The organism is Brevundimonas sp. NPDC092305, from assembly GCF_044755415.1.
In the GTDB taxonomy this organism is placed as follows: Bacteria; Pseudomonadota; Alphaproteobacteria; order Caulobacterales; family Caulobacteraceae; genus Brevundimonas.
Map to the genome: position 1 here is coordinate 268,908 of NZ_JBIVQY010000002.1, position 13,506 is coordinate 282,413.

Below are 13,506 nucleotides of genomic sequence, written 5' to 3' on the forward strand. Positions count from 1 at the left end.
CTCCCATGGCCGACATCCTGACCCCTGCGCTCGGTGAATCCGTCACCGAAGCCACCATCGGCAAGTGGACGAAGAAGGCCGGCGATCCGGTGAAGAAGGACGAGGTCCTGGTCGAGCTGGAGACCGACAAGGTCTCGCTGGAGGTCGTCTCGCCCGCCGATGGCGTCCTGTCCGAGATCAAGGCGCCGGATGGCGAGACCGTGACCCCGGGCGCCGTTCTGGGCGTGGTGTCCGAAGGTGCGGGCGCCGCAGCGGCTCCCGCCGCCCCTGCCGCCGACGCGCCGAAGGCTGAGGCCGCACCGGCTCCCGCCGCAGCTCCAGCGCCAGCCCCGGCCGCCGCCTCTAGCGATGCGGTGAGCATCAATGTGCCGACCATGGGCGAGAGCGTCGCCGAAGGTTCGATGGGAACCTGGCTCAAGAAATCCGGCGACACGGTCGCCAAGGACGAACTGCTGGTCGAGATCGAGACCGACAAGGTGGCCGTCGAGGTCTCGGCCCCGGCCGCGGGCGTCCTGACCATCAGCGCCGACGCCGGCGCCACCGTCACCCCCGGCCAGCAGATCGGCAGCATCTCCGCCTCGGGCGCGCCCGCCGCTGCGGCCCCCGCCGCTGCTGCTCCGGCGCCGGCCGCCAACACCGGCTCGGCCCAGTTCACCTCTGGCGACGCGCCGCACCTGTCGCCGGCCGTGCAGCGTGTGGTGGCCGAGAACAATCTCGATCCCAAGGCCATTCCGGCCACGGGTCCGAAGGGCAACATCACCAAGGGCGACGCGCTGGCCGCCATCGGCTCCGCCGCGCCTGCGCCCGCCGCCGCTCCCGCCCTGCCCCGCGCCGACCAGCCTCGCGAGGAGCGGGTGAAGATGACGCGCCTGCGTCAGACCATCGCCCGCCGCCTGAAGGAATCCCAGAACACCGCCGCCCAGCTGACCACCTTCAATGAGGTGGACATGACCAACGTCATGGCCCTGCGCGCCCAGTACAAGGAAGTCTTCGAAAAGCGCCACGGCGTGAAACTGGGCTTCATGAGCTTCTTCACCAAGGCCATCGTTCAGGCCCTGCACGAGATCCCGGCCGTCAACGCCGAGATCGACGGCACGGACATCATCTACAAGAACCACTACGACATCGGCGTCGCCGTCGGCACGGACAAGGGTCTGGTCGTGCCGGTCCTGCGGGACGCCGATACGTTGTCGCTGGCGGGCATCGAGAAGGGTATCGCGGCGCTGGGCAAGGCCGCCCGCGACGGCGACCTGACGCTGGACCAGCTGCAGGGCGGCACCTTCACCATCACCAACGGCGGCACCTACGGCTCGCTGATGTCGACGCCGATCCTGAACGCGCCCCAGTCCGGCATCCTCGGCATGCATAATATCGTCCAGCGCCCGATGGCGGTGAACGGCGAAGTGAAGATCCGCCCGATGATGTACCTCGCCCTCAGCTACGATCACCGCATCGTCGACGGCAAGGAAGCGGTGACCTTCCTCGTCCGCGTCAAGGAACTGCTGGAAGACCCGGCGCGGGCGCTGCTGGATCTGTAGGACGGAGACGGCGGTGCGTCTTGAATACGAAGTCGCCCGCTTCTCCACTATCCCCGAAGGCGAGCTTGCCGTCGCTGTGCTGAACCGGCACGGCATCGCCGCGCGTCTGCCCGACCGGGACATGGCGACCATGAACCCTGACCTGCTGATCGCCATCGGCGGCGTTCGCGTAGTCGCGCCCTCGGAACAGATCGACGAGGCCCGCCGTCTGATCGCACGCGTCCGGGCCGGGGACCTCATTGACGAGAGCGAGGACTGGCGGGCTGATCACGTGCCGGGCCGCGTCGGCGAGCTCGACGAGACCGAGATTACTGGTGCTCTCGGCTGGGCGAAAAGGGCGGGAACGATCGTCATCGTCCTCGCCTTCGTGGTCTTTCCGCTGGCGGGATGTCTGCTCAGCTGGACCGGTCAGTAGCGGCGGCCAGCCTCTCCAGGACGTCCGCTGTATGCTCACCCAGCGCCGGCGGCGGCAGGTCGTAGGCGACCGGCGTCCGGGACATCCGGATCGGGTTGGCGACGGTGCGGACGGGGGCGGACAGATCGGCGCGCGCCTGCTCCACCTCCAGCCCGCGATGCTTCGCCTGGGGCTCCTCGAACACCTGATCGAGGGTGTTGACCGGGCCGCAGGGCACCCCGGCGGCTTCCAGCAGGGCCATCAGGGCCTTCATGGAGTGGCTGGCGGTCAGGGCGGAGAGCTCGCGGGTCAACTCCGCGCGGTGCTCGATCCGCAGGGCATTGGTGGCGAAGCGCCGATCGGTCCCCAACGGCTCGACGTCCAGAGCCACGCACAGGGAGCGGAACTGGGCGTCGTTGCCAACCGCGATCACCACCATGCCGTCGGTGCAGGGGAAGGGCTGGTAAGGCGCGAGGTTGGGATGGGCATTCCCCATCCGCGTCGGGGCCTTGCCGGAGACGAAGTAGTTGGTCGCCTGATTGGCCAGCATGGCGGCCTGAACATCGAACAGGGCGATGTCGATGTGCTGGCCTTCACCCGTCGCGCGGGCATGCAGCAGGGCGGCCATGATGGCGTTCGACGCGTACAGGCCGGTGAACAGGTCGACGACGGCGACCCCGACCTTCATCGGCTCGGCCCCGGGCGCGTCGTCCGGCTGTCCCGTCACGGACATCAGCCCGCCCATGGCCTGGATCATGTAGTCATAGCCGGCGCGGTGCGCGTCCGGGCCATCCTGACCGAAGCCGGTGATCGAGCAGTAGACCAGCCGGGGATTGATCTCCGACAGGCTGGGATGATCGAGGCCGTACTTGCGCAGGCCCCCGGTCTTGAAGTTCTCGACCAGCACGTCGCAGGTCTTCGCCAGCTCCCGTACCGCCGCAGCGCCCTCGGGGGTGGCGATGTCCAGCTCGACCGACTTCTTGCCCCGGTTGGCGCACAGGAAATAGGCCGCGTCGCCGCGCGAGCCGTCGGTGCGGGTCGTGAACGGCGGGCCCCACAGCCGGGTGTCGTCGCCCGTCCCCGGCCGCTCGATCTTGATCACCTCCGCGCCGAGGTCGGCCAGCGTCTGCGTCGCCCACGGTCCGGCGAGGACCCGGCTGAGATCGAGAACGCGAACGCCGGAGAGGGGACCGTGAGTCATCCCGCCTGAATATCCCGTCTCCTTCCGCGGGAGAAGGCGGCGATCCTCAGCCCTTGAGGACCTCGACTAGCGTCGAGCCCAGACGCGCCGGCGACGGCGACACGCGGATGCCCGCGGCCTCCATGGCCGCGATCTTGGATTCCGCATCGCCCTTGCCGCCCGAGACGACGGCGCCGGCGTGGCCCATGGTGCGGCCCTTGGGCGCCGTGCGGCCGGCGATGAAGCCGGCCATCGGCTTCTTGCGGCCCTTCTTCGCCTCGTCGATCAGGAACTGGGCGGCGTCTTCCTCGGCCGCGCCGCCGATCTCGCCGATCATGATGATCGACTGCGTCTCGGGGTCCGCGAGGAACAGCTCCAGCACGTCGATGAACTCGGTGCCCTTGACCGGGTCGCCGCCGATGCCGACGGCCGTGGTCTGGCCCAGACCTTCGTTGGTCGTCTGGAACACCGCCTCATAGGTCAGGGTGCCCGAGCGCGACACGATGCCGACGTTGCCCTTCTTGAAGATGGAGCCCGGCATGATGCCGATCTTGCACTCTTCCGGCGTCAGGATGCCCGGGCAGTTCGGGCCCAGCAGGCGCGAGTCCGAACGGTCCAGCCGCGCCTTCACCCGCACCATGTCCAGCACCGGAATGCCTTCGGTGATGCAGGTGATGAACGGCACTTCGGCGTCGATCGCCTCGATGATGGCGTCCGCGGCGCCGGCCGGCGGGACGTAGATCACCGACGCGTTGGCGCCCGTCTTTTCCATGCCCTCGGCGACCGAGGCGAAGATCGGCAGCGTCTCGCCGTTCTCGCCGGTCCAGTTCTGGCCGCCCTTCGCCGGATGGATTCCGCCCACCATCTGCGTGCCGTAGTAGGCCAGCGCCTGCTCGGTGTGGAAGGTGCCGGTCTTGCCGGTCAGGCCCTGAACCAGGACCTTGGTGTTCTTGTCGACGAGGATGGACATGGTGCGGATATCCCGGGAGCGGAAAAGGTTGGGACTGAAGGCTCAGTCAAATCTGGGAAGGAAGTAGATCAGGGTGGACCCTGTGCCGGAGCGGTCGAGGGCGACCATGCGCATCTGGCCGGTTTCGGCCATGGCGGCGAAATGCTGGTCCGTCAGGGCGCTGGCGGCCGAACGGCCCTCCGGCGTCTGAACCCAGGCGTAGGCGTCGAAGCCGCCGCCTTGCACGGGCGCGAAACCCATGACCTCACGCAGTCGCCGGTCCAGCGCACGATGGTCCGTCGGACGCGAGGACACGCCGCAGAACTCCATGGTCACGTCCCGACGCCCCAGACGACGGGTCAGGGTGCCCAGCATGACGAAGGCCATGTCGGCCTCGTTGCTGCGCATATAGCCCGCCGTGTTCGTCGCCCCGCGCATGAAGGGGATCATCTCGGCCGGGGTGGGCGAGAATCCCGCCGCGGTCGCCAGCTCGACGGCCTTCGCGCGATCGCCGGCCGCCGCGACGCAGATGGTCTCGAGCGAGGCGATCAGGTCCAGACGCGCAGGCGCCGCCGGGGCCTGCGACCATCCGGTCGCCGGCCAGGCCAGCGCCGCCATGGCGCCGATCAGCAGGGTTCTGGCGCGCCCCATCGGGGTCAGCCGACCGCCGCGACGATCTTCTGGGCGGCGTCGTCGAGATCGTCGGCCGCTGTGATGGCCAGACCCGACTCATTCAGGATCGTCTTGCCCAGCTCGACATTGGTGCCTTCCAGACGGACGACCAGCGGCACCTTCAGGCCCACTTCCTTCACCGCCGCGACCACGCCCTCGGCGATGACGTCGCACTTCATGATGCCGCCGAAGATGTTGACCAGAATGCCCTGCACCTTGGGGTCGGCGGTGATGATCTTGAACGCCGCCGCGACCTTTTCCTTAGAGGCGCCGCCGCCGACGTCGCAGAAGTTGGCCGGCTCCTTGCCGTACAGCTTGATGATGTCCATCGTCGCCATGGCCAGACCGGCGCCGTTGACCATGCAGCCGATGTTGCCGTCGAGCGCGACGTAGGCGAGGTCCCATTCGGACGCCTCGATCTCCTTGGCGTCTTCCTCGGTCTCGTCGCGCAGTGCCTTGATGTCCGGATGGCGGAACAGGGCGTTGCCGTCGAAGCTGACCTTGGCGTCCAGCACCCGCAGGCGGCCGTTCTCCATCACGATCAGCGGGTTGATCTCCAGCATCGACATGTCGGTGTCGAGGAAGGCCTTGTAGAGGATCGGGAACAGGGTCTCGCCGTCCTTCGCCGCATCGCCGTCCAGCTTCAGGGCGACGTTGATCTCGGCGATGTTGGCGGCGGTTACGCCGGCTTCCGGATCGATGTCGATGGTCTGGATCTTTTCGGGCGTGTCATGGGCGACGGCCTCGATGTCCATGCCGCCCTCGGTCGAGACGACATAGCTGATGCGACCCGTGCCGCGGTCGACCAGCAGCGAGCAGTACAGCTCACGATCGATGTCGGCGCCGTCCTCGATGTACAGGCGGTTCACCTGCTTGCCGGCCTCGCCCGTCTGGGCGGTGACCAGGGTATTGCCCAGCATCTCTTTCGCGTTCCTGACCACGTCCTCGATCGAGAAAGCCAGGCGTACGCCGCCCTTGGCGTCCGGGCCCAGTTCCTTGAACTTGCCCTTGCCGCGGCCGCCCGCGTGGATCTGGGACTTCACCACATAGAGCGGGCCGGGCAGCTGTTTCGCGGCCGCTTCAGCCTGATCCGCGCTGGTGATCGCCACGCCGTCGGCGACCGGCGCGCCGAAGCCCTTCAGAACCTGCTTGGCCTGATACTCGTGAATGTTCATGGACGCCGCCTTTGGGGGAGATTGGGCGGCTTATAGGCGGTGCGCCTTCGCAGGCGCAACCGCCATGTCCGCTGTCGCGGATCGCCGGTTATTTGCGGCGGATCGCGGTCAGGGTCGTGCTGTCAGCGTCGGAGGTCACGCCGATGAAGGTCACGTCGCCCGCACGATAGGCCTGCGCGCTGGTCGCGTGGGCGAACAGACCCGCATTCCCTTCGATCGGCTGGGTGACGCCGCCCAGCTGGGAGGCCAGCGATCCGACGAGATCAGCTTGCGCGGGCCGCGTGACGACCATGCAAGCCTGCCGGACCGCGTCCGCCGCGCCCTGCTCTCCTGCCGCCAGAATACGCTGGCCGCCGCCATCGGTTGGATGGCTCCAGGCGGTCATGCCGCTCTGCTGCCCCGGCTCGCCCCAGCCGCCCTGTGCGGCCGCAGCGGCCGTGACTGCGGCGGGTTCACCCTTGGTGGCGAGACACAGGGTCTTGAAATCGTCCATGACGGTGGTGGGCGCCGCCTGGATGGCGGCGACGAGGAACAGGTGTGCGAACATCGAAAGCGACCTCTCATCAGGCTGAAACCAGCCTGCGCCGCCCGGGCGGCGAGCCTCAGGAAAACCGCCTGGGAGCCCCCCGGAACGGCGCCTAATTATAAGATCGGGTTCGGAATATTGGCAATCAACGCACGGTGTTATTCGACCCAGTCCTTCTTCAACGTCCAGGATGCGCCGATCAGCAGGATCGACGACAGGACGTAGAAGCCGAGGCCGGTGTAGATGGCCCAGCGCAGGCTTTCCTCGCCGAAGCGCGGGGCCAGCAGATCGCTCATGAAGCCGAAGTAGTAGAAGCCGACCGCGATCCCCAGCAGGTTGTTGATCAGCAGGAACAGGGCCGAGGCCGTGGTCCGCATCGGCGCGGGAACCAGATGCTGGACCGCCGCGGTGATCGGCCCCAGCCAGGTCAGGTTCAGACCGGTCGGGATCAGGAAGATCAGGAAGGCCAGCGTCAGGGCCCCCACGCTGTTGCCCCCGCCGCCCGGCAGGACCTGCTCGATCAGCCAGCCTGAGTTCATGGCCAGCAGGAAACAGGGCGCGGAGATCAGGAAGGCGATCGCCGGGACCAGCGGATAGGCGCCCTTGGACGCCTTGCCCAGCCGGTCGGCCAGCACGCCGCCGCCCCAGATGCCCGCGATCCCGCCGATCAGGGCGATGCCGGAATAATACCAGCTGGTCTGGATCAGGGTCAGGTCGAAGCTGCGCATGAAGAAGCTGGGCAGCCAGCCCGCCACGCCGTATCCGCACACCGACGAGGCCGCCGCGCCCAGCGCCAGCAGCCAGAAGCTCGGCTTGGGCAGCACGGTCTTGCAGACCGAGCCGAACGACGGCGCCTTCACGTTCGCGGGCTGTGCGGGCGGCGGGGTCACGGCCGCCACCGTCGGCGCATCCAGCCCGCCGCGCTTCGGATCCCGGACCGTCAGACGCAGCAGCGGCGCCACCAGCACGCCCAGCAGGCCGACGGCGATGAAGGCGGTCTGCCAGCCGAACTTCGCCGCCAGCACGCCACCGACCAGCGTACCCGCTGCGGTGCCCAGCGGAATGCCGAACGCATAGGCCGCCAGCGCCCGCGCGCGTTGATGCCTGGGGAAATAGTCCGAGATCAGCGAATAGGCCGGGGCCACGCCGCCCGCCTCGCCCACGCCCACGCCCATGCGGAACAGGAACAGCTGACCGAAGCTGCCGGCCACACCACAGAGAGCCGTGAAACCGGACCAGACCGCCAGCGCCCCTGTCATGATCCACACACGGCTGAACCGGTCCGCCAGCCACGCCAGCGGAATGGCCAGCGTCGAATAGACCGAGGCGAAGGCCAGACCGCCCAGCAGACCGAACTGGGTATCGGAGAGATTGAAGTGGGCCTTCAGCGGCGTGGCCAGGATGCCGATGATCTGCCGGTCCAGAAAGTTCAGCATGTAGACGAGGATCAGAACCGCCAGAACATAGTAGCGGTAACCCGGCCGGTCAGGCGGACTGGCGGCGACGGCGGCGTCCGTGGCGGTCATGGCGTTTCCCTCGACTTGGTCTTGTTGTTACGGCGACGGTAGCGGGCTCTGCGGGTCCGGCAAAGAAAAAGGCGGCGGCCCGTCAGACCACCGCCCTCTTTTCCGTATGCCCGGCGATCAGTACCGCGCGGTCAGCTTCAGCATCCACGTCCGCGGGGCGCCGTAGTAGGCGGTGCGGATGTTGCCGATCGACGAGAATTCCTGGGCGTCGGTCTTGTAGACCTCGTCCGACAGGTTCTGGCCGTAGGCGCCGACCGAATAGCGGCCCGAGGCGTCGTTCCAGACGACGCGGGCGTCATACAGCCAGTAGCTGTTCTGATACATGCTCTCCAGCGGCACGAGCGAGTTGGTCAGGGTGTTGTCGATCGCCAGCGCCATGCGGCTGCGGAACTTCGCCGCCGCGCCTAGGGTGATGTCGCCGCCGCCCGACAGGTCGAAGACATACTGGCCGCCGTAGCGCGCCGTCCACTTCGGCGAGAAGGCCGGATCCTGGAAGGCGCGGCTGCCGCCGGTGGCGGTGAAGCGGCTGTCGTTGAACTCGTCGTAGCTGGCGTCGAGGTAGCCGATCTGGGCGTCGAAGGTCAGGTTGCTGATCGGGGCGACGGCGGTTTCGACCTCCCATCCGAACAGGTCCAGACCGCCGGCGTTGATGACGGACAGGCCGCCGATGGGCAGGCCGGTGATCGGGTCGCTCGACAGACCTGTGACGCGCGCCTGGAAGTCGTCGTACTTCGTCTGGAACATCGCGACATTGAAGCGGAAGCGGTTGTCCCATGCCGAGCTCTTCACGCCGATCTCATAGCTGTCGGCCGTCTCCGGACGGTACTCGGTCGACTCAGCCGGGGTGTTTGCGCGGCCGTTGTAGCCGCCCGACTTGAAGCCCTGCGAGAAGCGAGCGTAGGCCATCACGCCGTCGGTGACCTGATAGTCGGCCGAGATCATCACCGAGGTGTCGTCGTACTTGCCGACGGGCGGAAGGAAGCCATAGGCGGACACCAGCAGCGGCGAGCTCGACGTCACGCTGGTCTGCCGCGCGTAGTCCTTTTCCTCTTCCGTGTAGCGAACGCCGCCCGACACGCGCAGGGCGTCGGTCACCTGATACGTCAGGTTGGCGTAGGCCGCCTTCGACGTCGTTTCGAGTTGATCGTCGATGAAGCGGGTGAAGGTGTAGCTGCCCGGGAACAGCGGCGGGAAGTTCAGGTTCGCGGTCAGGTCGTCGTTGTAGCTCTCCTGATGGGAGGCGACGTCTTCCTTCAGATAGTAGAGGCCGCCGACAGCCGTCAGCCCGCCATTGGTATAGGTGGCCTGGAGTTCCTGGCTGACCTGGCTCTGGTCGACGGCGACGAGCGCGTCCGCGATTTCCAGCTGGGTGGCGTCGAAGTCGATGTAGTCGTCGGTATTCAGCTCGCGATAGCTGGTGATCGACTTCAGGGTAAGGTTGTCGCTGAGGTCCCAGGCGACGCGCAGGGCCGAGCCCCAGGTCTCGAGCCGGGTCTCGTTCGGCAGGCCGGGGGTGGTGCGGGTCTGGAAATTGTATTCCGGGGCGACGGCCGGCAGGACGAGCCGGGGCGCGCCGAACAGGTTGGTCAGGGTGTTCTGGGCCTGTCCGACGGTCAGGCCGGCGTCATCTTTCGAATAGTCGGCGTTCAGGTCGACGCGGATGTTGGAAACCGGATCCCACGCCAGCGAGGCGCGGACTGCGTTGCTGTTCTTGTCGTTGTACTCGGCGCCGGTGACCGGATCGGTGACGTAGCCGCCCCGCTCGGAGTGAAGGGCCGACAGACCGAAGGCCAGCTGATCCGTGATCGGGCCCGAAACCGCGCCCTGCACGTCGATCATGTCATAGTCGCCGTAGGCGACCGACCCGCGCGCGCGGAACTCCTGACCCGGGCGACGCGAGATCAGCTTCAGCGCGCCGCCGATCGTGTTCTTGCCGTACAGGGTGCCTTGCGGACCACGCAGGACCTCGACGCGCTCAAGGTCCAGCAGGTCGAACTGGGTGCCGCGGATACGGCTGTAATAGACGTCGTCCACATAGACGCCGACGGCCGGGTCGAAGGTCTGCAGGGCGTCCGGCTGGCCCACGCCGCGGATGTAGATGTTGGTCGAGTTCGACGAGCCGCGACCCTGGACGATGTTCAGGTTGGGCACCGAGCCCTGCAGGTCCGTGACCTGCTGCGCGCCCTGACGCGCCAGCTGCTCGCCCGAGAAGGCCGACAGCGCCAGCGGCGTGCGCTGCGCCGACTCTTCCGTGCGCCGCGCGGTGACGATGACATCGTCCAGCGCCGACGGTTCTTGCGACGCGGCGTCCTGCGCCATGGCGAAGGTGGACAGCGCGCTCCAGGCGGCGCCGGCGAGAAGGGCGGTCTTTACGTAGCGATTCATGACTCGTTCCTGATGTTTCGACCCGGGACGCTTATTTTATTCAGCGTTCAATGATTTTCGCGGACCGTAATCGTTTTCATCGGGCTGTCAAACGGCGCCGCTTGCCCCCGACGCCTCCGCGCAAACCTGTGGCGCCGTTGCACAGGGGATCGAATGCGGCCTAGCTAGGCGGGATGAGCAAGATCGACGCCCCCACTGGATCCCTGCCGGTCCCCGCCCGCCGGGGCCGCCCGCCCAAGACGCGCGCGGAAGGGACCGGCGACACCCGCGAGTCGATCCTCGACGCCGCCGAGGACCTCTTCTCAAAGCACGGCTTCTATGGCGTCACCATACGCGAGGTGGCGCGCGAGGCTGGCGTCGATACGGCGCTGGTCCACTACTATTTCGGCGCCAAGCGGGGCCTGTTCGACGCCGTCTTCCTGCGCCGGGCCGCGATCTGGAACGACGAACGGGTCGACGCCATCAACCGCTACGCCCGCGAGCAGGGGGCGGCCATGACGCTTGAGGGCCTGCTCGAGGCCTTCCTGCGCCCGCCGTTCCAGTGGTCGCTGAAGGGCGGGCCCGGGTGGAAGCATTATTCGGCGCTGGTCGCCCAGACCAACGCCAACCCGACCTTCGGCGGCGAGACCATGGCCCGCTATTACGACCCGGCCATCCGGCGACTGATCGAGCTGATCAAGCAGGTCCTGCCCGACGCCCGCGACGTCGACCTGTACTGGGCCTATCACATGCTGTCCGGGGCCCTGACCCTGACGCTGGGCGAGACCGGCCGCCTCGACAGACTGTCAGGCGGCCTGTGCCTCTCGGGCGATCTGGAGACCGCCAGCGACTACATGGTCCGCTTCGCCGCCGCCGGCTTCAGGGCCTGCTGCCCATCGGGCCCCGCGACGTGAGTGATACGGCGGAACGACCGCTGACCTTCAGTATCGACAGGTCGCTTCTGAAGGGCATCGGCATCGCGCTCGCCGCGGGCGTCGTGCTCGCATTCAGCCAGGCGTTCGGCATGACCTCCGGTACGCTGGGCCAGCGGTTCGCCTACTGGCTGCCCCTGATGTTCGTCGGCGCGATCTGGGGCCACGTCTGTTCGAGAGGCGTCGAGCGCTGGATCGATCTGGATCAGCGCCCGTGGCTGGGCGCTCTTGCCCTGACCACCCTGATGTCGGGCCCCCTGTCGATCGTGGTCTGGGCCTGGACCGGCTGGCTGTACGATCGCAACCTGCATCGCGAACCGGGCCACATCCTCGACTTCCTCCTGCCCGTCACCGTCGTCACCGGCGTGCTGAGCCTTCTGAACGTCTTCCTGCAGAGAAAGCCGGTCCAGACCCACGCCGCCCTCGTCGGCGCGCCCGCCGCCCGCTTTCCCGACCGGTTGCCGCTCAAGCTGAAGGGCGCCGCGATCCGGGCCGTGGAGTCCGAGGACCACTACCTCCGCGTCCACACCGATCGCGGCTCCGACCTGATCCTGATGCGTCTGTCCGACGCCCTGACCGAACTCGAAGGTCTCGAAGGCGCCCAGACCCACCGCAGCTGGTGGGTCGCCCGCGACGCCGTGCGCGGCGTCGACCGCGGCGACGGCCGCGCCACCCTGACCCTCGACGGCGGTCTTCAGGTCCCGGTCAGCCGCCGCTACGCCCGCGCGCTGCGAGAGGCCGGCTGGTACTAGCCGGCCCACGCGCCATGGAAGCCGGCCGGCAGCGCGACATCCGCGCGCCAGCTGACCACCGGCCCGTCGGCCACGCGGGCCGCGTCGAAGGCGTGCAGCTCTGTCACCCCTTCCGCCAGATTGATCGAGGGCGCGACCAGCCAGGCGTCCGCCTCGCCGGATCGTCCGGGCTTCGGAACCCAGACCGCCTCTTCCATGATCGTCCGCTCGCCGAAGTCGAAGCCGTCCGACCGGCCGGTCTTCCAGTCGTGCACCGCCAGCCCGGTGGGCAGCGGCCGCCCTCCGGTCTCGCCGGCCACATGCGAGGTGTAGCGGCGCGGCAGACCGGCCACGCGCGGATTGGCCTTGGGGAACTCGGCCGTCACGCCCGACGAGGTCATCTCCGCCCGGCCGTCCGTATGCAGGGTGATCAGCGACAGTGCGGCGGGATCGCCCGCAACCGTCCCCTGTTGCTCGACCAGCACCCGGGCGCCGTCGATGGCGAACTGCACGTCCTTGCCGGCCGCCACGTCGAACCGGATCGTTCCCGACGCATCCTCCCATGCATCGCCGAGATGGAAATAGCTGAACGCCGGCAGCTCGAAGATCCGCCGCTTCGTCACATCCGCCTTGTCGACCACCATCACCTGCGTGCCCAGTTCGGGCTTCCAGGCAAAGCGGTTCATGAACGGCATGGTGTCCCGCTCGAACACCCAAGGCTGGAGCACGATCACCAGATGTCGGGCGGTGGCGGTGAAGTCGTGCATATAGCTGGCGCGCGGCAGGGCGACGACGTCGGCAGAGCGCAGGGCGCCGTCGGCGTTCAGCCGCCACACGATCATCCGGTCTCCCGACAGGCCGATGTTCCAGATCGTGCCGTCGGGATCGAAGCGCGGATGCGCCTGGAACGGCATGCCCTTCAGATCGTCGCGCAGGGTCACCACGCCCTGCGTGCCAAGATCGGCGGCGTTCATCGCGGTCGGCGAGCCGCCCTCCCACAGGGCCCAGACACTATCGCCCACGGGCATCACGGCGGTGTTGGCCGCGTTGGCGTCGTCCGGCGAACCGATCTCCGCGCGACGGTCGCCGACCGTCCCGAAGCCCGGCGTGACCACGGCGTCGAGTTCGGTCTCATGCCGGCGCTTGGCGGTGTCGGCGAAGCGCGCCTCGATGGTCGCCTGTCCGTCCCGGATGCGGAAGGCGCGCATCAGCCCGTCGCCGTCGAACCAGTGGGTGGCGCTGCCGCCGGGCCGCCGGAACTTGCCCGGCCCGTTGCGGAACAGGGCGCCCTCCAGCCCCGCCGGCGCCCGGCCGTGGATCAACCGCATGGCGCGCGGGGCGACGTCCGCCTCCAGGTCGGCGGTGGCCAGCGCCCAGTCGGCCGAAGCCTGCATGGCGGCCATGGCGCGCACCGTCTCGGGCGTGACGACGGCGGCGGACAGGGCGGCGGCGCCCATCAGAAAGGAACGACGGGAAGCGTTCATCGGAGACCTCGAGGGCTGAAGCGTTGCGGCGATCG

The 13,506-nt window shown here is 68.0% G+C and carries 12 protein-coding genes; 4 read left to right on the forward strand and 8 right to left on the reverse strand.

The window, feature by feature from the left end; all coding sequences use genetic code 11:
- Nucleotides 1-5 precede the first annotated feature (5 nt).
- Nucleotides 6-1,538: a 2-oxoglutarate dehydrogenase complex dihydrolipoyllysine-residue succinyltransferase gene (gene odhB / locus ACIQC9_RS11875; protein ID WP_400616063.1), complete on the forward strand. Its 1,533-nt coding sequence runs from the start codon at nucleotides 6-8 to the stop codon at nucleotides 1,536-1,538.
- A 13-nt stretch (nucleotides 1,539-1,551) separates the two neighbouring features.
- A complete protein-coding gene (locus ACIQC9_RS11880; protein WP_400616065.1) occupies nucleotides 1,552-1,953 on the forward strand; it encodes a hypothetical protein in 402 nt (133 codons plus the stop codon).
- Here the strand turns inward: ACIQC9_RS11880 and ACIQC9_RS11885 are convergent.
- The 7 genes from ACIQC9_RS11885 to ACIQC9_RS11915 all read right to left on the reverse strand — a co-directional run bounded on the left by ACIQC9_RS11885 (nucleotide 1,934) and on the right by ACIQC9_RS11915 (nucleotide 10,345).
- On the reverse strand, nucleotides 1,934-3,133 hold the full coding sequence (locus tag ACIQC9_RS11885; protein ID WP_400616068.1) for a CaiB/BaiF CoA transferase family protein: 1,200 nt from the start codon (nucleotides 3,131-3,133) through the stop codon (nucleotides 1,934-1,936). The two genes, ACIQC9_RS11880 and ACIQC9_RS11885, sit on opposite strands and share 20 nt — an antisense overlap.
- Before the next feature lie 46 nt (nucleotides 3,134-3,179).
- The gene (gene sucD, locus ACIQC9_RS11890) at nucleotides 3,180-4,082 is read right to left on the reverse strand and encodes a succinate--CoA ligase subunit alpha (RefSeq protein WP_400616070.1); all 903 of its coding nucleotides are present in this window, start codon (nucleotides 4,080-4,082) and stop codon (nucleotides 3,180-3,182) included.
- A 42-nt stretch (nucleotides 4,083-4,124) separates the two neighbouring features.
- A complete protein-coding gene (locus ACIQC9_RS11895) occupies nucleotides 4,125-4,712 on the reverse strand; it encodes a hypothetical protein (protein ID WP_400616072.1) in 588 nt (195 codons plus the stop codon).
- 5 nt (nucleotides 4,713-4,717) lie between these two features.
- The gene (gene sucC / locus ACIQC9_RS11900; RefSeq protein WP_400616074.1) at nucleotides 4,718-5,908 is read right to left on the reverse strand and encodes an ADP-forming succinate--CoA ligase subunit beta; all 1,191 of its coding nucleotides are present in this window, start codon (nucleotides 5,906-5,908) and stop codon (nucleotides 4,718-4,720) included.
- Between the two features lie 88 nt (nucleotides 5,909-5,996).
- Nucleotides 5,997-6,455 carry a hypothetical protein gene (locus ACIQC9_RS11905; protein WP_400616077.1) on the reverse strand — a complete coding sequence of 153 codons (459 nt, stop codon included), beginning with the start codon at nucleotides 6,453-6,455 and terminating at the stop codon, nucleotides 5,997-5,999.
- Between the two features lie 137 nt (nucleotides 6,456-6,592).
- Nucleotides 6,593-7,960, reverse strand: coding sequence for a spinster family MFS transporter (locus tag ACIQC9_RS11910; RefSeq protein ID WP_400616079.1), 1,368 nt, complete (start codon nucleotides 7,958-7,960; stop codon nucleotides 6,593-6,595).
- Between the two features lie 117 nt (nucleotides 7,961-8,077).
- On the reverse strand, nucleotides 8,078-10,345 hold the full coding sequence (locus ACIQC9_RS11915) for a TonB-dependent receptor (RefSeq protein ID WP_400616082.1): 2,268 nt from the start codon (nucleotides 10,343-10,345) through the stop codon (nucleotides 8,078-8,080).
- A gap of 173 nt (nucleotides 10,346-10,518) precedes the next feature.
- Between ACIQC9_RS11915 and ACIQC9_RS11920 the strand changes: the two genes are divergently transcribed.
- Nucleotides 10,519-11,238: a TetR/AcrR family transcriptional regulator gene (locus tag ACIQC9_RS11920; protein ID WP_400616083.1), complete on the forward strand. Its 720-nt coding sequence runs from the start codon at nucleotides 10,519-10,521 to the stop codon at nucleotides 11,236-11,238.
- A complete protein-coding gene (locus ACIQC9_RS11925) occupies nucleotides 11,235-12,008 on the forward strand; it encodes a LytTR family DNA-binding domain-containing protein (RefSeq protein ID WP_400616086.1) in 774 nt (257 codons plus the stop codon). Before ACIQC9_RS11920 ends, ACIQC9_RS11925 begins: the two co-directional genes overlap by 4 nt.
- On the opposite strand, the gene ACIQC9_RS11930 is transcribed toward ACIQC9_RS11925, so the two are convergent.
- Nucleotides 12,005-13,471, reverse strand: coding sequence for a carotenoid oxygenase family protein (locus ACIQC9_RS11930; protein WP_400616088.1), 1,467 nt, complete (start codon nucleotides 13,469-13,471; stop codon nucleotides 12,005-12,007). The genes ACIQC9_RS11925 and ACIQC9_RS11930 overlap by 4 nt on opposite strands.
- Nucleotides 13,472-13,506 lie beyond the last annotated feature (35 nt).